The organism is Comamonas testosteroni, assembly GCF_014076415.1.
GTDB lineage: Bacteria > Pseudomonadota > Gammaproteobacteria > Burkholderiales > Burkholderiaceae_C > Comamonas > Comamonas testosteroni_F.
In genome coordinates, this window is record NZ_CP043568.1 from 1200981 (window position 1) to 1222569 (window position 21589).

Annotated in this window: 22 protein-coding genes; all 22 read left to right on the forward strand. The window is 61.1% G+C overall.

Features of this window, described 5'->3' with window-relative positions:
* The first annotated feature begins 11 nt into the window (after nt 1-11).
* The 22 genes from rpmF to F0P97_RS05525 all read left to right on the forward strand — a co-directional run bounded on the left by rpmF (nt 12) and on the right by F0P97_RS05525 (nt 21569).
* A complete protein-coding gene (gene rpmF / locus F0P97_RS05420) occupies nt 12-194 on the forward strand; it encodes a 50S ribosomal protein L32 (RefSeq protein WP_003058062.1) in 183 nt (60 codons plus the stop codon).
* A gap of 197 nt (nt 195-391) precedes the next feature.
* Entirely contained in the window at nt 392-1432 is a 1041-nt protein-coding gene (plsX, locus tag F0P97_RS05425; RefSeq protein WP_182285946.1) for a phosphate acyltransferase PlsX, read from the forward strand.
* Between the two features lie 8 nt (nt 1433-1440).
* The gene (locus tag F0P97_RS05430; protein ID WP_114862970.1) at nt 1441-2421 is read left to right on the forward strand and encodes a beta-ketoacyl-ACP synthase III; all 981 of its coding nucleotides are present in this window, start codon (nt 1441-1443) and stop codon (nt 2419-2421) included.
* A 51-nt stretch (nt 2422-2472) separates the two neighbouring features.
* Entirely contained in the window at nt 2473-3417 is a 945-nt protein-coding gene (fabD, locus tag F0P97_RS05435; protein WP_182285948.1) for an ACP S-malonyltransferase, read from the forward strand.
* A complete protein-coding gene (gene fabG, locus F0P97_RS05440) occupies nt 3414-4157 on the forward strand; it encodes a 3-oxoacyl-ACP reductase FabG (RefSeq protein WP_003058052.1) in 744 nt (247 codons plus the stop codon). The genes fabD and fabG overlap by 4 nt, the downstream gene beginning before the upstream one ends.
* Before the next feature lie 159 nt (nt 4158-4316).
* Nucleotides 4317-4556, forward strand: coding sequence for an acyl carrier protein (acpP, locus tag F0P97_RS05445; RefSeq protein WP_003058049.1), 240 nt, complete (start codon nt 4317-4319; stop codon nt 4554-4556).
* A gap of 36 nt (nt 4557-4592) precedes the next feature.
* Nucleotides 4593-5840 (forward strand): beta-ketoacyl-ACP synthase II, encoded by a 1248-nt coding sequence (gene fabF / locus F0P97_RS05450; protein ID WP_003057981.1) that lies wholly within the window; start codon nt 4593-4595, stop codon nt 5838-5840.
* A gap of 124 nt (nt 5841-5964) precedes the next feature.
* Nucleotides 5965-6447, forward strand: coding sequence for a hypothetical protein (locus F0P97_RS05455; protein WP_182285949.1), 483 nt, complete (start codon nt 5965-5967; stop codon nt 6445-6447).
* A gap of 38 nt (nt 6448-6485) precedes the next feature.
* Nucleotides 6486-7115: an RNA polymerase sigma factor RpoE gene (gene rpoE, locus F0P97_RS05460; RefSeq protein ID WP_003064186.1), complete on the forward strand. Its 630-nt coding sequence runs from the start codon at nt 6486-6488 to the stop codon at nt 7113-7115.
* A gap of 27 nt (nt 7116-7142) precedes the next feature.
* Nucleotides 7143-7931, forward strand: a complete 789-nt coding sequence (locus tag F0P97_RS05465) for a sigma-E factor negative regulatory protein (RefSeq protein ID WP_182285951.1) — start codon at nt 7143-7145, stop codon at nt 7929-7931.
* 259 nt (nt 7932-8190) lie between these two features.
* Nucleotides 8191-9690 (forward strand): DegQ family serine endoprotease, encoded by a 1500-nt coding sequence (locus F0P97_RS05470; RefSeq protein WP_182285953.1) that lies wholly within the window; start codon nt 8191-8193, stop codon nt 9688-9690.
* Between the two features lie 428 nt (nt 9691-10118).
* Nucleotides 10119-11927 carry a translation elongation factor 4 gene (gene lepA, locus F0P97_RS05475; RefSeq protein WP_182285955.1) on the forward strand — a complete coding sequence of 603 codons (1809 nt, stop codon included), beginning with the start codon at nt 10119-10121 and terminating at the stop codon, nt 11925-11927.
* Entirely contained in the window at nt 11927-12904 is a 978-nt protein-coding gene (gene lepB, locus F0P97_RS05480) for a signal peptidase I (RefSeq protein ID WP_182285957.1), read from the forward strand. The genes lepA and lepB overlap by 1 nt, the downstream gene beginning before the upstream one ends.
* Nucleotides 12905-12976: 72 nt before the next feature.
* Complete coding sequence (locus F0P97_RS05485) at nt 12977-13327, forward strand: DUF4845 domain-containing protein (RefSeq protein WP_034378690.1); 351 nt, start codon at nt 12977-12979, stop codon at nt 13325-13327.
* Between the two features lie 9 nt (nt 13328-13336).
* A complete protein-coding gene (gene rnc / locus F0P97_RS05490) occupies nt 13337-14020 on the forward strand; it encodes a ribonuclease III (protein ID WP_003057967.1) in 684 nt (227 codons plus the stop codon).
* Nucleotides 14017-15120, forward strand: a complete 1104-nt coding sequence (gene era / locus F0P97_RS05495) for a GTPase Era (RefSeq protein WP_003057966.1) — start codon at nt 14017-14019, stop codon at nt 15118-15120. Before rnc ends, era begins: the two co-directional genes overlap by 4 nt.
* A gap of 144 nt (nt 15121-15264) precedes the next feature.
* On the forward strand, nt 15265-16044 hold the full coding sequence (gene recO, locus F0P97_RS05500) for a DNA repair protein RecO (RefSeq protein WP_182285959.1): 780 nt from the start codon (nt 15265-15267) through the stop codon (nt 16042-16044).
* On the forward strand, nt 16041-16814 hold the full coding sequence (locus F0P97_RS05505; protein WP_182285961.1) for a pyridoxine 5'-phosphate synthase: 774 nt from the start codon (nt 16041-16043) through the stop codon (nt 16812-16814). The genes recO and F0P97_RS05505 overlap by 4 nt, the downstream gene beginning before the upstream one ends.
* A gap of 64 nt (nt 16815-16878) precedes the next feature.
* Complete coding sequence (gene acpS / locus F0P97_RS05510; RefSeq protein ID WP_003064212.1) at nt 16879-17274, forward strand: holo-ACP synthase; 396 nt, start codon at nt 16879-16881, stop codon at nt 17272-17274.
* Nucleotides 17275-17332: 58 nt separating this feature from the next.
* Nucleotides 17333-18427: a beta-N-acetylhexosaminidase gene (nagZ, locus tag F0P97_RS05515; protein ID WP_182285962.1), complete on the forward strand. Its 1095-nt coding sequence runs from the start codon at nt 17333-17335 to the stop codon at nt 18425-18427.
* A gap of 192 nt (nt 18428-18619) precedes the next feature.
* Nucleotides 18620-20392 (forward strand): ABC transporter ATP-binding protein/permease, encoded by a 1773-nt coding sequence (locus tag F0P97_RS05520; protein WP_182285964.1) that lies wholly within the window; start codon nt 18620-18622, stop codon nt 20390-20392.
* A 121-nt stretch (nt 20393-20513) separates the two neighbouring features.
* Nucleotides 20514-21569: a 6-phosphofructokinase gene (locus F0P97_RS05525; protein ID WP_003057959.1), complete on the forward strand. Its 1056-nt coding sequence runs from the start codon at nt 20514-20516 to the stop codon at nt 21567-21569.
* Nucleotides 21570-21589 lie beyond the last annotated feature (20 nt).

Here is a 21589-nt window from a genome sequence, read left to right on the forward strand (position 1 = left end):
CAGGAGCCATCATGGCTGTTCAGCAAAACAAGAAGTCTCCCTCCAAGCGCGGCATGCACCGTTCGCACAATGCACTGAATGTGCCTGGCATCGCTGTTGAAGCCACTACTGGTGAGACACACCTGCGCCATCACATCAGCCCCAACGGCGTGTACCGTGGCCGTCAAGTGCTGAAGAACAAGTCCGAAGCCTAAGCGACGACTGCATTCGCAAAGCCTGTTGCTACATTTTTTGTAGCAACAGGCTTTTGTTTTTATGGAAGATATTTGCAAAACCTGTCATGGCGGGCCTTGCTGCAAAATCTCAGCGCCGGTTTTGCAAATAACTTCTGTTGCGGTCCTCGGATCCTTCAATTCATCATCCCAAGCCTAATTGGATTTGTCAGTCGCCCATGATTAATTTGGCTGTTGACTGCATGGGGGGCGACCATGGCCCCCGCGTCACGCTGGTCGCGTGCCGTCAGTTTCTGAATTCACACCCCGATGCGCATCTGCTGCTTGTCGGCAAGGCCGAGGAGTTGGCCGGCTTCAAGCATGAGCGCGTGACCATCGTTCCCGCCACGGAAGTGGTGAGCATGGATGACCCTGTGGAAATAGCCCTGCGCAAGAAAAAGGATTCGTCCATGCGCGTGGCCGTACAGCAGGTCAAGAATGGTGCGGCTCAGGCTGCAGTGTCGGCGGGCAATACCGGGGCGCTGATGGCGATCTCGCGCTATCTGCTCAAGACGCTGGATGGTATTGACCGTCCTGCCATTGCCTTTGGTTTGCCCAACGCCAAGGGTAGCGACACCACCATGCTGGACCTGGGGGCCAATGTGGACTGCACGGCGGAGCATCTGCTGCAGTTTGCGGTCATGGGCTCGGCCCTGGTGTCGGCGCTCAAGAACACGGAAGCACCCAGCGTCGGCCTGCTCAATATCGGTGAAGAGCTGATCAAGGGCAGCGAAGTCATCAAGCGTGCCGGCGAGCTGCTGCGCGCTGCAGGCGATGCGGGCAACCTCAACTTCTACGGCAATGTGGAAGGCAACGACACCTTCAAGGGTGTGGTGGACATTGTCGTGTGCGATGGTTTCGTTGGTAACGTCGCGCTCAAGACCACCGAGGGGGTTGCCTCGATGATCTCGGGGATTCTCAAGGAAGAGTTCAAGCGCAACATCTTCACCAAGATTGCTGCCATCATTGCCTATCCGGTGCTATCTGCGCTGATGAAGCGTGTTGATCACCGTCGTTACAACGGTGCCGCGTTGCTGGGTCTGCGAGGGCTGGTCTTCAAAAGCCATGGCTCGGCCGATGCAATGGCATTCGAGCATGCTTTGAACCGCGCGTATGATGCGGCACGCAACAACCTGCTTGACCGTGTCCGCAGCCGTATTGCTGCTGCCGCACCATTGCTGCTGGCAGCACAGACGGAATCTGGAACTTCGGCGCCCTGATAGAAGACATGAGACGCTACGCACGCATCATTGGCACCGGCAGTTACCTGCCGCCCCGCCGCCTGACCAATAACGACCTCGCAGCCGAGCTGGCTCAGCGCGGCCTGGAAACCTCGGACGAGTGGATCGTCGAGCGCACAGGCATTCGTGCTCGCCACTTTGCCGAGCCCGATGTGACCAGCAGCGACCTGGCTCTGGAAGCCAGTCGCAAGGCTATCGAGGCTGCAGGCATAGAGGCTTCGGATATCGATCTGATCATTGTCGCCACGTCCACTCCGGACATGGTGTTTCCCTCGACGGCCGCCATCCTGCAGCACAAGCTGGGCATCAGCAACGGTTGCCCTGCCTTCGATGTGCAGGCGGTGTGCAGCGGTTTCGTCTATGCCCTGACGGTGGCCGATTCCATGATCCAGACCGGCGCTGCCAAGCGCGTGCTGGTGGTGGGCTCGGAAGTCTTCAGCCGCATCCTGGATTTCAATGACCGCACGACCTGCGTGCTGTTCGGCGACGGCGCCGGCGCCGTGGTGCTGGAGGCGTCCGACGAGCCCGGCATTCTGTCCACCGAGCTGCACGCCGATGGCAGTCATGTCGGCATTCTCTGCGTGCCGGGCAATGTCTCCGGCGGCAATGTGCTGGGCGATCCCTTGCTCAAGATGGACGGTCAGGCCGTGTTCAAGCTGGCAGTGAGCGTGCTGGACAAGGCGGCTCGCTCCGCACTGGAAAAGGCAGGTCTGACGGATGCCGACATCGATTGGCTGATTCCGCATCAGGCCAATATTCGCATCATGCAAAGCACGGCGCGAAAGCTCAAGCTGTCCATGGACAAGGTGGTAGTGACCGTTGATCAGCATGGCAACACCTCGGCTGCGTCGATTCCCCTGGCGCTGGACCATGGCGTGCGCAGCGGTCAGGTCAAAAAAGGCCAGACTGTGCTACTCGAAGGTGTGGGTGGTGGCTTCACCTGGGGTGCTGTGCTCCTCAAAATGTAGCTTTAAACGAAATATAGATAAGCGTTTCAGGCAATTTTTATACTAAGAAATATGAAGAAGTTCGCATTTGTATTTCCTGGCCAGGGCTCTCAGTCCGTAGGCATGCTGGACGGCTGGGGTGACCATCCTGTCGTGGCCCAGACCGTGGCTGAGGCCTCCGAAGCTCTGGGTGAGGATGTGGGTCTGCTGATCAAGCAAGGCCCCAAGGAAGCGCTGGCGCTGACCACCAATACCCAGCCCGTGATGCTGGTGGCCGGTGTGGCGGCCTGGCGTGTCTGGCAGGCCGAAGGCGGTGCGCTGCCCGATACCGTGGCCGGTCACTCCCTGGGTGAATACTCCGCGCTGGTTGCGTCCGGCGTGCTGACGCTGGCTCAGGCCGCACCCCTGGTGCGTCTGCGTGCTGCTGCCATGCAGGATGCCGTGCCTGTGGGCACGGGCGGCATGGCGGCCGTGCTGGCGCTGGATGCCGAAAAGGTCAAGGCAGTCTGTGCCGAAGTGACGGCCCAGCTGGGCGGCGCTGAAGTGGTGGAAGCCGTGAACTTCAACGACCCTGGTCAGACCGTGATTGCCGGCAGCAAGCTGGCCGTGGAAAAGGCCTGCGAAGCGGTCAAGGCGGCCGGTGCCAAGCGCGCCCTGCCTCTGCCGGTCTCCGCACCTTTCCACTCCAGCCTGATGAAGCCCGCTGCAGAAAAGCTCAAGGCCGCGCTGGCCGAGCTGACGCTGGCTGCACCCTCGATTCCCGTCATCAACAATATCGACGTCACCGTCCAGACGGACGCTGATGCGATTCGCGATGCCCTGTATCGTCAGGCCTTTGGTCCGGTGCGCTGGGTGGAGTGCGTGCAGGCCATCAAGGCACGCGGCGTGACCCATATCGTGGAGTGTGGACCCGGCAAGGTGCTGGCCGGCATGGTCAAGCGTATTGACGCCGACCTGACGGGTGTTCCCCTGTTTGATGCAGCCACCCTGGCTGACGTGAAAGAATTGCTCGCATGACTGATAACCAGACCAAGCCCCAGGTTGCCCTGGTCACCGGTGCCACCCGTGGCATTGGTGCCGCCATCGCGCAGGAGCTGGCCTCCAAGGGCTATCAAGTGATTGGCACTGCCACCTCGGATGCCGGTGCTGAAAAGATCAGCCAGGCGCTGTCCGCCTTCGGTGGCCGTGGTGTCACGCTGAACGTGACCGACGGCGCTGCCGTGGATGCCCTGATCGACTCCATTGTCAAGAATGACGGCGGCCTGCATGTGCTGGTCAATAACGCCGGCATCACCCGCGATACCCTGGCGATGCGCATGAAGGATGACGACTGGGATGCCGTCACCGACACCAATCTGAAGGCTGTTTTCCGAGTCAGCCGTGCGGCTATTCGTCCCATGATGAAGCAGCGTTTCGGCCGCATCATCAGCATCACCAGCGTGGTCGGTGCCTCGGGCAATGCCGGTCAGGCCAACTACGCCGCAGCCAAGGCTGGCGTGGCTGGCATGACCCGTGCCCTGGCCAAGGAACTGGGCAGCCGCGGCATCACCGTGAACTGCGTGGCTCCCGGCTTCATCGCCACGGACATGACGGCAGATCTGCCAGAGGCGCAGAAGGCTGCGCTCAAGGCCCAGATCGCCATGGGCGATCTGGGTCAACCCAGTGACATTGCCCATGCCGTAGCCTATCTGGCTTCTGCTGGTGCCGGCTATGTGACGGGTCAGGAACTGCACGTCAACGGCGGCATGTACATGTAAGAAATTTCGGCAGTTTGCGCGGCGTTTGTCGCACTTGCTGCCAGAAGCTGAACACTTTTGCAAGTTCAGTGGCCGTTTCCTCGCGACGGCCAGCCGCCAAGGGGCTTCTCCCGAAACGGCTAGAATCGCGGGTTCATTCACAACCCCCTGAGGGAAACCATGAGCGATATCGAAGCACGTGTCAAAAAAATCATTGCCGAACAACTCGGCGTTGAAGAGTCCCAAGTGACCAACGAAAAGGCCTTTGTGGCTGACCTGGGCGCTGACTCCCTGGACACAGTGGAACTGGTGATGGCCCTGGAAGATGAATTCGGCATCGAGATCCCTGACGAAGACGCAGAGAAGATCACGACGGTGCAAAACGCCATCGACTACGCCAATACCCACCAAAAGGCCTAAGGTCTTTTTTCAGCGATCAGTTAAAGGTTTGAACGCATGAGCCGTCGTCGCGTTGTCGTGACCGGTCTGGGCTGCATCTCCCCCGTGGGTAACACGGTGGGCGAAGCCTGGGCCAATCTTTTGGCCGGCCAGTCCGGTATTGACCTCATCACCAAGTTCGATGCATCGAACTTCTCCTGCAAGATTGCGGGTGAGGTCAAGGGATTTGATGTGGAGAAGTACATGAGCGCCAAAGATGCGCGCTCCATGGATACCTTCATTCATTACGGCATCGCGGCTGCGGAGCAAGCCGTTCTGGACGCAGGCCTGCCCACAGGTGAAGCCCTGTCCGAAGACCTGGCCACACGCATTGCCTGCGTGATCGGCTCGGGCATTGGCGGCCTGCCGCTGATCGAAAACACTCACGCAGAACTGGCTGCCCGCGGTCCTCGCCGCATCACGCCGTTCTTCGTGCCTGCTTCCATCATCAATATGGTGGCAGGGCATGTGTCCATGCGATTTGGCTTCAAGGGGCCGAATCTGTCGATCGTGACAGCCTGCACCACAGGCCTGCACTGTATCGGCGAAGCCGGACGCATGATCGAATACGGCGATGCTGACATCGTCGTGGCCGGTGGTACGGAAGCCACCGTCTCGCCTCTGGGGGTCGGCGGCTTCGCTGCCATGCGTGCGCTTTCCACGCGCAACGACGACCCCAAGGCTGCCTCGCGCCCCTGGGACAAGGATCGTGACGGCTTCGTACTCGGCGAAGGTGCCGGCGTGCTGGTGCTCGAAGAGTACGAACATGCCAAGGCCCGTGGCGCCAAGATTTACGCGGAGCTGGCAGGCTTTGGCATGAGTGCCGACGCAGGTCACATGACGGCTCCCAACATGGACGGCCCCCGCCGCGCCATGCTCAATGCTTTGCGCAATGCCGGTGTGAACCAGGATCAGGTCAACTACCTGAATGCGCACGGAACGTCCACGCCGCTGGGCGATGCGAACGAGTCCAATGCCATCAAGGCGGCCATGGGCGAGTTTGCGAAGAAGAATCTGGTGGTCAGCTCGACCAAGTCCATGACGGGTCACCTGCTGGGTGGCGCAGGTGGTATCGAGAGCGTTTTCACCGTGATGGCGCTGCACGACCAGAAGATTCCTCCGACCATCAACTTGATCAACCAGGATCCCGAGTGCGATCTGGACTATTGCGCCAATACGGCGCGTGACGCCAAGCTGGAAGTCGCCGTGAAGAACAACTTCGGCTTCGGTGGCACCAACGGCACGCTGGTCTTCAAGCGCGTCTGAGTCGCTGCTAGCCGCTTCTGCACAAGCCCGCACAGGCCCAGGCCTTGCGGGCTTTGCTCTATGTGCGGCTTGATCGTGCTTTCCCTAGCTTTGCGGCAGCCGGTTTTTCGCACATGGTCAGCCCATGAGTGCCCGCTACCATGCTCCTGCCGTTGCCTATGTCTTCTTCCGGCCTGGCTGGGCCGGAGGGGTGCTGCTGCTGACCGGGATAGTATTGCTGATGGCCCTGCTGGTCTGGTGCCTGCACGTCCAATCGGGCTGGTTGCAGGTGTTGCTGGCTTTACCCGCCTTGATCCTGACTGCGGTGCTGCTTTGCGGACAGTGGCGTAACTGGCCGCAAGGACGTCTGCTCTGGAATGGTGAGCATTGGATGCTGGAGGCCGAAAACCTGTCAACCGCTCGGTCACTGCCTGTGCGGCTGGCGGTGGGGCTTGATGGTGGCCACTGGCTTTGGCTCAGTGTTTCGGATGTTTTGGTGTTCAGGACCAAGGGCGGCAGGCGCAAGGTGCTATGGATTTTCCTGTCTCAGCGACACAGCCCTGAGCAGTGGGGAGACTTGCGGCGTGCGGTATATTCCTCCATCGTGCCGCTGGCAGAGCAAGGCTAGGCCTTCGCCGGTTATGGCAGCACGCCGCTTGGCCTTTCATGACACCTCCCGATTTTCCCACTCCCTCTGCCGACAGCGATCTGGCTCTGGTCGAACGAGCCAATGCTGGCGACACGCGGGCTTTTGAGCTGCTGGTCATCAAGTACCAGCGTCGTATCGAACGTCTGGTGGGCCGCATGGTGCGCGATGTCGATCTGGTGCCCGACATCACGCAGGAAACCTTCATCCGCGCCTATAAGGCCTTGCACCAGTTTCGCGGCGAGGCCCAGTTCTACACCTGGCTGTACCGCATTGCCGTCAACACGGCCAAGAAGGCCTTGATGGAAATGCATCGCTCGCCGGTGATGACCGAGAGCGCGTTACACACTGGGGACGATGAGGATGAAACTTCTGTTCACAGACAGGAACTAACGACTCAGGAAACCCCGGAAACAGTGTTGGCGGCGCGTGAAATTGCCGAAGCCGTCAATGCCGCCATGGAAGCTTTGCCCGAGGATTTGCGCCAGGCGGTCACGCTGCGCGAAATCGAGGGGCTAAGCTATGAGGAAATCGCGCAGGCGATGGACTGTCCCATAGGCACGGTGCGCTCGCGCATCTTTCGGGCACGCGAAGCGATTTCGGCCAGGGTCAAGCCCCTGCTGGAGCGCCAGGGTGGAAAGCGTTGGTAGTACAGGCAAGACGAGCAGGTGAACTTCATGAATGACGATCTGATCAAGCAGGAACAGTTGTCGGCCCTGGTGGATGGCGAAGCCTCCTCGGTCCGGATGCAGGCCGTGCTTTCCTATGCGGAAAGCGACGAAGGCCGGCAGTCCTGGGCCATGTATCACCTGATTGGCGATGTGCTGCGTTCTCCCGAACTGGCCCATCACAGCCAGCACGATATTCTGAGCGGCGTGCGCGCCCATATGGAGCGCGAGCCGATTCGCGGCATCCATCTGCCCGGAGTGACCGCAGATGTGGCCAGTTCCCTGGGCTTGGGCGGTCTGGAGCAGATCACTGCAGCCGAGGAGCGGGGCCAGGCACTGGGCAACGGCGCAACGGTGGTCAGCCTGCCTGCCCGTCAGGCGGCCAATGCATCGGTCTTTCGCTGGAAGATGGCAGCCGGCTTTGCCTCGGTTGCAGCCGTGGCCGCCGTTGGCTGGGGAGTCATGCTTGCAGGCTCGGGGGGGCTGTACGGTCGCCAGGGTGGGGCGCAACTCGCCGCTCTCAGCCCGAATGCCGTGGTGGCCGCCGCGCCTGCCGCATCGCTGGGCTTGAGCCAGCCTGTTTCTGGCAGTGAGGAGACGGCCATGCCCTTGGGTTCGGAAGCCCAGTCTTCCACCGTGGTGGCAGTTGCTGGTCCCAACGGCCAGACCGTGATGCTGCGTGATCCGCGTCTGGACGAGCTGCTGGCTTCTCACCCTCAACAAAGCAGCGCGCCCAATCTGCAGATGCCTGCCAGCTTTTTGCGCAATGCAGGCTTTGCTACGGCTACCCGCCATTGATGCTTCTTCGCACAGCAGTCTTAGGCCTGAAATGCATGGTTTCAAGCCTAGGCTTTTATGCTGCTTGCGTACGCAGCTATTGATTTAGGATCAGTTGGGCGCAGATACTGTTTTATCTGTGCCCAATTTGACGGGCCGGAGCGCTTTCGGTCGATGGCGGCTTTTGCCAGAATGCGCTTCAATGCTCTCACCTGTTTTCTCTCATGGGTCTGATTTGGCGACCCGTTCTGTCCGACGACTCGAACAAGGAATAAAAACGATGCGCACACCAGCCTGGATGACGCTCAAATCCCGTGTTTCGGCTACAGCCATTGCCAGTTCGATGGCGATCGCGGCCCTGATCGCAGGAGGCATGCTGCCGGTTACTGCTGCTCATGCCCAAAGTGCTGCAACGGCGCGCGGCCTGCCGGACTTCACGGATCTGGTCGATCAGGTCGGTCCTTCGGTGGTCAACATTCGAACGCTGGAGAAGGTCTCCAACAACAGCGCCGAAGCTCTGGGCATGGATGAAGACATGCTGGAGTTCTTTCGCCGCTTCGGCCTTCCCGTGCCCAATGTGCCGCGTCAGCGCTCGCCCAAGGGCGGTCAGTCCGAGGAAGAGCAGCCACGTGGCGTGGGATCCGGATTCATCCTCACGGCTGACGGCTATGTGATGACCAATGCCCATGTGGTTGATGGCGCCGATGAGGTCATCGTCACGCTGACCGACAAGCGGGAGTTCAAGGCAAAAATAGTCGGCGCAGACAAGCGTACCGATGTGGCCGTGGTCAAGATCGATGCCAAAGGGCTTCCTGCAGTCAAGATCGGCGATGTGAGCAAGCTGCGCGTGGGCGAGTGGGTCATGGCGATAGGCTCGCCCTTCGGGCTCGAAAATTCGGTCACTGCCGGCATTGTCTCGGCCAAGCAGCGCGATACCGGCGACTATCTGCCCTTTATCCAGACCGACGTGGCCATCAATCCCGGCAACTCGGGCGGACCGCTGATCAATATGCGCGGCGAGGTGGTGGGGATCAATAGCCAGATCTATTCGCGCTCGGGTGGCTTCATGGGCATCAGCTTTGCAATTCCCGTGGATGAAGCGATTCGTGTCAGCGATCAACTGCGTGCCACTGGCAAGGTCACGCGCGGGCGTATCGGCGTGCAGATCGGCCCCGTGACCAAGGATGTGGCCGAGTCCATAGGCCTGGGCAAGCCAGAAGGCGCCCTGGTGTCGGCCGTCGAGCCGGACTCTCCTGCGGCCAAGGCCGGTGTGGAGGCGGGCGACGTGATCACCAAGTTCGATGGCAAGGCCATCGAGAAGGTCTCCGATCTGCCGCGTCTCGTGGGCAATACCAAGCCCGGCACCAAGAGCAGCATTACCGTGCTGCGCCGTGGCAAGCTCAAGGAGTTGAGCATGGTGATTGCCGAAGTGCCTTCCGACGAATCTGCCAAGACCAAGGCTGGCAGCGGCGGTGCAGGCAAGACTCCATCCGGCACGCTGGAGAACAAGTCGCTGGGTCTGACGCTGAGCGAGCTGACGGCTGCGCAGAAGAAGGAGCTGGCCATCAAGGGCGGCGTGCGCGTGTCGGCTGCGGTGGATGCCGCAGCCCGTGCCGGCCTGCGTGAAGGTGATGTGATCCTGCAACTGGCGAATGCGGAAGTCTCGGATCTCAAGAGCTTCGAGGCCGCCTGGGCCAAGGCCGACAAGTCCAAACCCGTCAATGTGCTGGTGCGCCGTGGTGACTGGGCGCAGTATGTGTTGATTCGCCCTGCCAAATAACTGTGGTGAAAAGCCTGCATGGGCTTGTTGCCATTTCGTGATCTGAAATGACAACAAGCCCTCAGCCTGTCAGTGCCCCTATGCCATTGGGTAGAATCCCACGCAAATGCATGGTGGTTGGACGCAAAAAATCACGCTGACAGGCGGTTTTCAAGCGGTGCAAAAGCCTTTGCAATCTCCGGCTGCTGATGGCTAAACGGTGTTTTCTGGTTTGTGGATAATTTGTTGATAAATGAATTCGAAGATCACAAACCGAAACTTGTCAAGCCTTGCTGGGTCTTGGCTTGCGGCCAGTTTTGCCTACAATAAAGTCCCAACTATCGCAGTTGCCAGAGATTGTTGGTTAAGGGCGCGCCGCTTGAGGGACGCGCCCTTTTTTCTTGCTGCTGCAGGCCACTTTTTTCAATTCCAAGCTGTCTTTCTCGTTGATGAATCACATCCGTAATTTCTCCATCATTGCGCACATTGACCATGGCAAGTCCACGCTGGCGGACCGCCTGATCCAGCGCTGCGGCGGCCTCGCCGAACGCGATATGGAAGCCCAGGTGCTGGACTCGATGGACATCGAGAAAGAGCGCGGCATCACCATCAAGGCCCAGACCGCGGCCCTGCAGTACAAGGCCAAGGACGGCAATGTCTACAACCTGAACCTGATCGACACCCCCGGTCACGTGGACTTCTCCTATGAAGTCTCGCGTTCGCTGTCCGCCTGCGAAGGCGGTCTGCTGGTGGTTGATGCCTCCCAGGGCGTGGAAGCCCAGACCGTGGCCAACTGCTACACGGCGCTTGATCTGGGCGTGGAGGTATTCGCCGTTCTCAACAAGATGGACCTGCCCCAGGCCGATCCCGAGAATGCCAAGGCCGAGATCGAGGACGTGATCGGTATCGATGCCAGCGACGCCATTCCCTGTTCGGCCAAGACCGGCATGGGCATCGACGAGATTCTGGAAGCCATCGTGGCCAAGGTGCCGGCCCCCAAGGGCAATCCCGATGGCCCTCTGCGTGCCATGATCGTGGACAGCTGGTTCGACCCCTATGTGGGCGTCGTGATGCTGGTGCGCGTGGTGGATGGCGAACTCAAGAAGAACGAGCGCTTCAAGATGATGGCCAGCGGTGCTGCCTATGAAGCCAACAGCATCGGCGTGTTCACTCCTGCCAACCAGCCGCGCGACGTGCTCAGGGCCGGTGAGGTGGGTTACATCATTGCCGGCATCAAGGAGTTGAAGGCCGCCAAGGTGGGTGACACCATCACGCTGGAAAAAAAGCTGCCCAACAATCTGGGGCCTGCCGACAAGCCCCTGCCTGGCTTCAAGGAGGTCAAGCCCCAGGTGTTTGCGGGGCTGTACCCCACCGAAGCCAGTGAGTATGACCAGTTGCGTGATGCACTGGAAAAGCTGCAGCTCAACGATGCGGCACTGCAGTTCGAACCCGAAGTCTCGCAGGCTCTGGGCTTTGGCTTCCGCTGCGGTTTCCTGGGCCTGCTGCACATGGAAATCGTGCAGGAGCGTCTGGAGCGTGAATTCGACCAGGATCTGATCACCACGGCCCCCAGCGTGGTCTACCAGGTGGTCAAGGGTGATGGCGAGCTGATCGACGTGGAAAACCCGTCCAAGATGCCCGATGTCGGCCGCATCCAGGAGATTCGCGAGCCCATCGTGACCGTGCACCTCTACATGCCGCAAGACTATGTGGGCCCGGTGATGACGCTGGCCAACCAGAAGCGTGGCGTGCAGATGAATATGCAGTACCACGGCCGTCAGGTCATGCTGACCTACGAGATGCCGCTGGGCGAAATCGTGCTGGACTTCTTCGACAAGCTCAAGAGCGTCTCGCGCGGCTATGCCTCCATGGACTATGAGTTCAAGGAATATCGCGCGTCCGACGTGGTGAAGGTCGATATCTTGCTCAACGGCGAAAAGGTGGATGCACTGTCCATCATCGTGCACCGCTCGCAGTCCGTGTATCGCGGCCGCGCCGTGGTTGCCAAGATGCGCGAGATCATCAGCCGTCAGATGTTCGATGTGGCCATCCAGGCTGCCATCGGTGCCAACATCATTGCGCGTGAAACCGTCAAGGCCATGCGCAAGAACGTGCTGGCCAAGTGCTATGGCGGCGACATCACGCGTAAGCGCAAGCTGCTCGAAAAGCAGAAGGCCGGCAAGAAGCGTATGAAGCAGATCGGTTCGGTGGAAGTGCCGCAGGAAGCCTTCCTGGCCATTCTGCAAGTGGAGGATTGATGCAAGTCATGCAGTGGATCACGGCCGCCATCCTGGCGGCCTTTGTAGGCTATATCGCGGCCTGGTACACCGGCTCCATCGAGGGCAACTTCGCGCTGCTGCTGTTTCTGGCAACCGTGGTGACCGGCGTGTACTGGCTGGCCGAGCGCTTTTACTTCTGGCCTCGGCGCCGCGCGGCTGCGGCTGCGCTGGAGCAGGCCGCCGTCGAGCGCCGCGCCGAGCTGGATCGCATGGGCATTGCCAAGACTGACATCGAAGTCTCCGAAGACGCCAAGGGTCGCATTCTCATGCAGCCCTGGTGGCTGGACTGGACCGCCGGTCTGTTCCCGGTGATCGCCATCGTCTTCGTGCTGCGCTCCTTCCTGTTCGAGCCGTTCAAGATTCCCTCGGGCTCCATGATTCCGACGCTGATGGTGGGCGATCTGATCCTGGTCAACAAGTTCACCTACGGCATCCGTCTGCCCGTGATCAACAAGAAGATCACCGAAGGCAACAAGCCCCAGCGTGGCGATGTGATGGTGTTCCGCTACCCGCCCCAGCCCACGCTGGACTACATCAAGCGTGTGGTGGGCGTGCCCGGCGATGAAGTGGCCTATATCAACAAGCGTCTGAGCATCAACGGCAAGGAGCTGCCCACGCGCGAGCTGCCGGACTTTCTGGACCGTGACGTGATGCGCTACTTCAAGCAGTTCGAGGAAACTCTGGGCGAGCAGGCGCACCGCGCCATCGTCAACAACGATGTGCCGGCCTTCATTCAGGGGGCAAGCAACTTCGATTTCAAGGAAAACTGCCGCTACAGCGTTGAAGGCGTGACCTGCAAGGTGCCAGAAGGCCATTACTTCATGATGGGCGACAACCGCGACAACTCGCTGGATTCGCGCTACTGGGGCTTTGTGCCGGACCAGAACATCGTGGGCAAGGCATTCTTTGTCTGGATGAACTTCGGTGATCTGGGCCGTATCGGCCGTTTCCACTGAGCATTGGCAATCGTTTCGTCATTTTTCTGGGATACACGGGCAGGAACATGCCCGACTTGCGAGGGGAAAAGCATGAAAAATCTGGCATCGCGCTCCAGGCAGCGTGGTCTGTCCTTCATCGGTCTGGTGTTTCTCGTGGCCATCATCGTGGCGGTTGCCGCAATTGGCGCACAATCGGTGCCCGTCTTCCTGGAGTACCAGGCCATCACCAAGGCGGCCAACAAGGCCGCCGCTGAAGGCAGTACCGTTGCCGAAGTCAAGGCCAGCTTCGATCGTTCGGCCTCCATTGATGATTTCAAGTCCATCTCCGGCAACGATCTGAACGTGACCAAGGTCAACGACAAGATCGTCGTGGGCTTCGAGTATTCCCGTGAGATTCATCTGGCAGGCCCTGCCTACCTTGTTTACCGTTTCAAGAAATAGACCTTTCAGGTGGAACCTGCTCTAGTCGCTCTGCAGCAAAGGCTGCAACATCAATTTGCCAACCCGGCGCTGCTGCAGCGTGCCATCACGCACCGCAGCTTTTCGGCCGACAACAACGAGCGACTGGAGTTTCTGGGCGACTCGGTGCTCAGTCTGGCCATCTCCAGCTTGCTCTATGCCAAGCTGGCTTCCATGCCCGAAGGCGATCTCTCGCGTGTTCGGGCCAATCTCGTCAAGGAAGGCACGCTGCACAAGATTGCGCTGAAGCTGCAGCTGCCTGATTTGCTGCGCCTGGGTGAGGGCGAAGCCAAGTCCGGTGGCAAGCAGCGCCCGTCCATCCTGGCCGATGCCGTGGAGGCGCTGATCGGTGCCGTCTACCTCGATGCCGGCTTTGCCGCAGGCGAGAAAGTCGTCCACCACCTCTTCGAGGGCGTGGACATCAACCCCCATATGCGTGCGGCCGACAAAGACCCCAAGACCGCACTGCAGGAATTGCTACAGGGCAAGCGCATGAAGCTGCCGCAATACCATGTGGTGGAAATCAGTGGCGCGGCGCACAAGCAGACCTTCAAGGTCGAGTGCACGATTGCCGAATGGAATATCAGCGCCCAGGGCTCGGGAGCATCCCGTCGCATGGGCGAGCAGGCAGCCGCCGCTGCCTTGCTGGAAAAAGTGAAAGCCAAAAATCCATGACCGATGCTGCTAAGAAAAAGATAGCGGGCACCGCAGGTGCAGAAAAAGCCAAGGGCCAAAAAGGCCCCAAGTCTGTGACTACCGATATCAGCGACCCCAGCCTGGACTACATCAGCGCCATGCTGGCTGCTGCCAAGCCCGGCAGCACGCCGACCGCCATCCGCGACCAGGAAGAGGAGGCTCCGGCGCGCGTCTACGCGCCCGAAGAGCAGCGCTGCGGCCTGATCGCCATCGTCGGCAAGCCCAATGTGGGCAAGTCCACGCTGATGAACGCACTGGTGGGCCAGAAGATCTCCATCACGTCGCGCAAGGCCCAGACTACGCGCCACCGCATCACCGGCATCCGCACCAAGGACGAGACCCAGTTCGTCTTTGTGGATACCCCCGGCTTCCAGACCAAGCATTCCACCGCCCTGAACAAGTCGCTCAACAAGACCGTGATGGGCGCCATCGGAGATGTGGACCTGATCCTGTTCGTGGTGGAGGCGGGCAGCTTCACGCTGGCCGATGCCAAGGTGCTGAGCCTGTTCAAGCCCGGCATTCCCACGCTCCTGATCGCCAACAAGCTCGATACCGTGGGTCGCCGCGCCGAGATCGCTCCCTGGCTGCGCGATATGCAGGAGCGCCATCCTTTTGCCGAGTTCGTGCCCATGTCGGCCAAGAACAAAAAGGATATCGAGCGCATGTATGGCATCTGCGCCAAATACCTGCCGCAGCAGCCCTGGTTCTACGGCGAGGACGAACTGACCGACCGCAGCGAGAAGTTCCTGGCTTCCGAGACCCTGCGCGAGAAGCTGTTCCGTTTCACGGGCGACGAGCTGCCCTATACCTCCACCGTGGTCATCGACAAGTTCGAGGAGGAGCCCAGCCCCAAGTTCGGTCGCTTCATGCGCGTTGCCGCCACCATCGTGGTCGAGCGCGACGGCCACAAGGCCATGGTGATCGGCCAGGGCGGCGAGCGCCTCAAGCGCATCTCCACCGAAACCCGCCAGGAACTGGAAAAGCTGCTCAACGCCAAGGTGTTCCTGGAAGTCTGGGTCAAGGTCAAGTCCGGCTGGGCCGATGACGAGGCCCGGGTCAAATCCTTCGGCTACGAGTAAACTTTTTTGACCCCCACGCTCGCTCACTGCGTGTGCTCGCTGCCCCCGAGGGGACCCTGACCCGGCTTAGGCCGGGTTTTGCCTTGGGGCGGCCCGGCGGCAAAACCGCCCCCTTCACATTCTTGTTGTGGTACGGAGCAATTCATGGCTAGCGCCAAACGCGTCGGCGACGAACCCGCATATATCCTGCACCAGTACGACTGGAGCGAATCCAGCCTGATCCTGGAGGTGTTCACGCGCCATCGCGGGCGCGTGGCGCTCGCGGCCAAGGGAGTCAAGCGTCATACCTCCAACTTTCGCCCCGTGCTGCTGCCGCTGCAGCCGCTCAAGCTCAGCTACACGCTGGGTGCGGAGGGCAATGCCGAGATTCACACGCTCAAGGGCGCGGAATGGGCGGGCGGCCATGTCATGCCCCAGGGCGATGCACTGTGGTCGGGCATGTACCTGAACGAGCTGCTGCTGCGCCTGCTGGCGCGCGATGATCCGTATGCGGCGCTGTTCGACATCTATGCCGGTGTGGTGCGCGTGCTGGCAGGCCAGCATGGCGGTACTACCGAGGCCATCGAACCCGTGCTGCGCGCCTTCGAGCTGGTGCTGCTGCGCGAACTCGGTCACCTGCCCGATCTGAGGCAGGAAAGCGCCACACTCAGCCAGGTCAACAGTGTTTTTCGCTACACCCTGGTGGCCGACGGTGGCCTGCGCCAGGCCGCAGGCTACGAACGCGCGGCGCTGACCGGCCTGCAGTGGCAGGGCATAGAGCTGGCGCTGCAGGCCGAGCAGCCATTTCCGCGAACCCTGAACGCGCTGGCCGAGCCCGAAGTGGCCCAGGCCCTGAAGCCGCAATTGCGCCATCTTCTGCAATACCATTGCGGCTCAACCATGCTGCGCACCCGCCAGCTGATGATGGATCTGCAATCGCTATGAATACCTCTGCCTCCCCCCGCACCGCGCTTTCGGTCAATGTCAACAAGGTGGCGCTGCTGCGCAATACCCGCCATCTGGGCATTCCATCGGTGACGCGTGCGGCGCAGATCTGCCTTGAAGCGGGAGCGCAGGGCATCACCATTCACCCGCGTCCCGATGAGCGCCATATCCGTGCGCAGGATGTGTTCGAGCTGCACGAGCTGCTCAAGAACTGGCCTGAGGCCGAATTCAATATCGAAGGCAATCCCACGCAGAACCTGATGGATTTCATCCGCCAGACGCGTCCGCATCAGGCCACCTTCGTGCCCGACAGCGAAGACCAGTTCACCAGCGACCATGGCTGGAGCTTTCCCCAGGATGCCGAGCGCCTCAAGCCGCTGATTGCCGAATGCAAGGCGCTGGGCGTGCGCGTGAGCCTGTTCATGGACCCCATTCCCGAGCAGATGGCGGCTGCCAAGGCCGTCGGCGCCGACCGCGTGGAGCTCTACACCGAGCCTTTTGCCGCCAACTGGGGCAAGTCCGGGCAGGAGCAGCAACTGCAAGCCTATGCCATGGCCGCCCAGGCCGCGCTGGATGCGGGCCTGGGCATCAATGCCGGCCATGACCTGAACCGCGACAATCTGGCCGTCTTTGTAGCCCGGGTGCCCGGTCTGGCCGAAGTCTCCATCGGCCATGCCCTGATCGCCGATGCACTGGAGCTGGGCTATTCCGAGACCGTCAAGGCCTACCAGGCCTGCATCGACTCTGGCATGGCACAGAAGAAGTCCTGAAAATATAGCTTTCAACGCTTGGTAGATAAGCGCTTGCAGCATTTTTCTCTATAAGGAGCCAGGGATGATCTACGGCATCGGAACCGATATCTGCGATGTGCGCCGCATACGCGCAAGCCTGGAAAAGCATGGCGAGCGTTTTGCCCGCAAGGTTCTGGCCGATGGCGAATTGGCGACCTGGAAGGCGCGCAGCGAGCGCTGGCCCGAACGAGGCATCCGCTATATGGCCACGCGCTTTTCTGCCAAGGAAGCGTTCAGCAAGGCCGTGGGAATGGGCATGGTCATGCCCATGACCTGGCGCCATTGCGAAGTCATCAAGCTGCCCAGCGGCCAGCCTGCGATTCGTCTGCATGGCGAACTCAAGGAATGGTTTGAGAAGAACAATCTGACGGCCCATCTTTCAGTCACCGATGAGTCCGACTATGCAGCCAGCTTTTGCGTGGTCGAAAGAAAAGAATGAAATATGGTGCTGGCGCTTAATGGATAAGCGCTAGTAGCTATCAAAAACAAAGTACATCATGAGCATGCACGCCCCTCTCATCATCGATATTGCAGGTACATCGCTGACCGATGTGGACCGCGCACGCCTGGCCCATCCTCTGGTGGGTGGCATCATTCTCTTCAAGCGTAACTGGGAGGACCGCAGCGCGCTGGTCCAGCTGTGCGCCGATATCAAGGCCGTCAAGCCCGACCTGCTGATCAGCGTGGACCATGAGGGCGGCCGCGTGCAGCGCTTTCGCACCGATGGCTTCACGCATATTCCGCCGATGCGCGCCTTTGGCGAGATGTGGATGGATGACGGCGGCAAGGGCAGGAAGTACCGCGAAGGCAGTGGCGCCATGCGTGCCATGAACGCCGCCACGGCCGCCGGTTATGTGCTGGGGACGGAGCTGCGCGCCTGCGGTGTGGATTTCAGCTTCACGCCCGTGCTGGATCTGGATTATGGCGAATCCTCGGTCATCGGTGACCGCAGCTTTCACCGCGACCCGCGCGTGGTGGCAGCCCTGGCCAGGAGCCTGATGCACGGCCTGTTGCAGGCCGGCATGGGCAACTGCGGCAAGCATTTCCCCGGTCACGGCTTTGTCAAGGCGGACTCGCATGTGGACATTCCCGTCGACAAGCGCAGCCTGACGGCCATTCTCGACGAAGACGCTGCCCCCTATCCCTGGCTGTCCAGCGTGCTCACCGCCGTCATGCCTGCCCATGTGATCTACCCCAAGGTGGACAAGCGCCCGGCAGGCTTCAGCGAAAAATGGCTCAAGGACATCCTGCGTGCTCGCTTGCGCTATGACGGTGCCATCTTCAGCGACGACCTCAGCATGGAGGGCGCGCGCCGTATCGGTGGCGAGCTCATCAGCTACACCGATGCTGCGTTGACGGCCCTGAATGCGGGCTGCGACATGGTGCTGCTGTGCAACCAGAGCCTGGGTCTGGGCGAGCATGTGGATGAGTTGCTGGACGGCATGGACGCTGCGCTGCGCGATGGCCGCTGGGTGCCCGATATCGACTCCGAATCGCGCCGTGTCTCGTTGCTGCCCGATACCGAACCCCAGGCCTGGGAGGATCTGATGCGCCAGCCGGCCTATCTGCAGGCGCTGGATCTGTTGCCCTAGACGGTACTGGGCCGACCCCGCCATCCGCTGCCTTTGACGCAAGGGCAGCGGATTTTTTTATGTCTTTCGAAGGCCGGGCAGGGCGCTGCCGGCATTTAAGTCTGGCCTCAGCTAGCCGGCTTAGGGTGTGCTCAGAAGCCTGGCAGCGGCATCACCGCTGCGCCAGTTGTTCATGAATCACCGAAAGCCTGCATGAATTCCAAGAGCCCGGGACTTGAGTCCTGCAAACACCGGCCAGGCGTGCTGCGCCAGGCCTTTACCCTGACCCGGCCCTATTTCCAGTCCAAGGAGAAATGGAGGGCCTGGGGGCTGCTGGCCGCCATCGTAGGCCTCAATCTCGCCGCAGTGTTCATGCTGGTGCAGATCAATGAATGGAACCGTGTGTTCTACGACGCATTGCAGAACAAGCAGGCCGAGGTGTTCTGGCAGCAGCTATGGCGCTTTCTCTGGCTGGCCCTGGTGTATATCGTCATCGCGGTCTACAAGTTCTATCTGACGCAGTTGCTGCAGCTCAACTGGCGGCGCTGGCTGACCGAGCACATATTGCAGCGCTGGCTGTCGGCCAAGGCGTTCTACCGGCTGGAGCTGGGGCGCTATGGCGTGGACGGCAATGCCAAGGCCCCCGACAACCCCGACCAGCGGATTCAGGAGGACCTGAATCTCTTCACCACCTATACCGTGTCGCTGTCCATGGGGCTGCTGAATGCGGCCGTCACCTTTGTGAGCTTCGTCGGCATTCTGTGGAGCCTGAGTTCCGTCGTCGATATCGGTCTGCCGGCCCTGTTCGGCGGCGGACAGCTGCAGATTTCCGGCTTCATGGTCTGGATGGCGGTACTGTATTGTCTGGTCGGCAGTGCGATCACCTTCTGGATCGGCAAGCCTCAGGTCCGTCTCAACAACCGTCAGCAGCAGCTGGAGGCCAATTTCCGCCACCACCTGATCCGCGTGCGCGAGCATGCCGAAGCCATCGCCCTGGACGGTGGCGAGCGCGTCGAGGGAGCGCAGATCGGCCTGCGTTTTGGCGACGCTCTGAGCAACTACCTGAACCTGATCAAGAAGCAGAAGAGCCTGGGCTGGTTTACCAATTTCTTCGGCCAGGCCGCGGTGGTCTTCCCTTTCATCATTGCGGCGCCGCGCTTTTTCAGCGGCGCCATCCAGCTGGGTCAGCTCATGCAGATAGGCTCCGCCTTCAATCAGGTGCAGGATTCGCTGAGCTGGATCGTCAACAACTACTCCGATATCGCTGCCTGGCGGGCCACGACTGAGCGTCTGGCGGGATTTGACGAGAGCTTGCGCGAGCAGGAAGACAGTCAGGCCGGTGTGCAGCTCGTGCCGTCGGCCCAGTTGCAGACCCGGGCTCTCGATGTGTTCCTGCCCGCAGGCGGTCGCATCGTGACGGATGCCAGCCTTGAGATACGGCCGGGCCAGAGGTTGCTGATCAGCGGGCCTTCGGGCAGCGGCAAGTCCACCTTGCTGCGGGCGCTTGCTGGCATCTGGCCCTATGCGCGAGGCCAGGTGCAGCGGCCTCTGGACGCGATGTTCATTCCTCAGCGCCCCTATTTTCCCGACGGCAGCCTGCGCGATGCCCTGGCCTATCCGGAGCCGGCGGCAAGCTACAGCGACGCCGAGCTCAAGCAGGTCTTGCGCGAGGCGCAGCTGCCGCAGCTGCAGGAGCGGCTGGACAGCCAGGCGGCCTGGAACAGCAGCCTGTCGGGGGGAGAGCTGCAGCGGCTGTCCGTGGCGCGAGTCTTGCTCAAGCGTCCGGCCTGGGTGTTTGCGGACGAGGCCACGAGTGCACTGGACAATGCTGCCGAAGCACAGATCTACAGCCGGCTGGTGCAGCTGGTGCAGGGCAGAGGCGGGGCGCTGGTCTCGGTGGCCCACCGCGACAGCGTGACGGAATTCCACACAGCCCGCTGGTTGCTGCAGCCGCAGCAAGAGGTCCGGGAGGCTGTACTGCCCTAGAGCCGCTGAAGCAGGTGGGGTCGGGGACAAGCAGTCTCAACTGCGGTGCAGGCCTGGGAGGCTTTGGCAGCGACTTTCTCGTGGGATGATGTGCACTCGAGAATCTTTGGAGAGCGAGCCCATGCGCGTTGGTGTGCTGACCGGTGGCGGCGATTGCCCCGGCCTCAATGCGGTGATCCGTGCGGTCACCAAGTCCCTGATCAACCATGGCCAGTGCGAGGTGCTGGGCATTGCCGACGGCTTTGAAGGGCTGATGGATGCGAGCCCGCGCGTCAGAGCTCTGAGCTGGGACGAGGTCAGCGGCATTTTGCATATTGGCGGCACGATCCTGGGCACCAGCAACAGCGCCAACCCGCTGCGCGATGCGGCCACGCTGGCCCAGGTGGGGCGCAATGTCAAGGCGCTGGCACTGGATGTGGTGGTCGCCATCGGCGGCGACGGCACCATGAGTCTGGCCCACGGCCTGGCACAGGTCGGCCTGCAATGCGTGGGGGTGCCCAAGACCATCGATAACGACATTGCCAACTGCGAGCGCAGCTTCGGCTTCGATACGGCCGTGGCCACGGTGACCGAAAGCCTGCGCCGCATCGAGAGCACGGCCATGAGCCACCACCGAGTGATGATCGTGGAGACCATGGGCCGCCACGCGGGCTGGCTGGCGCTGGAGTCCGGTATCGCCGGTGCCGCCGACATCATCTTGCTGCCCGAGATCGATTACGACCTGCAGTCCATCATCAAGGTCTGTCAGGAGCGTGAGCGGCGTCAGCGCTACACCATCATCTGTATCGGCGAGGGGGCCAAGGAAAGCGGCCAGAGCCTGACGGTGCGTGAACGGATTGCGCACAGTCCCGACCCCGTGCGCCTGGGCGGCGTCGGCCATGTGCTGCGCGAGCGCCTGCAACCCCATCTCCAGAGCGAGGTGCGCACCACGGTGCTGGGCCATGTGCAGCGCGGCGGCGATCCGACGCCGTTTGACAGGGTGCTGGCCACGCAGTTCGGCCACCATGCGGCGCAACTGGTGCTGGGCGGCCAGCTGGGCCATATGGTCACGCTGCAGAACGGCCGCATCGGCAGTGTGGCGATTGCCGATGTGGCCAATACCCAGCGCACCGTGCCGCTGGACAGCCCGCTGCTGACCATGGCGCGCGATATCGGAATTTGCTTCGGCGAGGCCTGAGCTGCGCTAAGGTGTGAGCC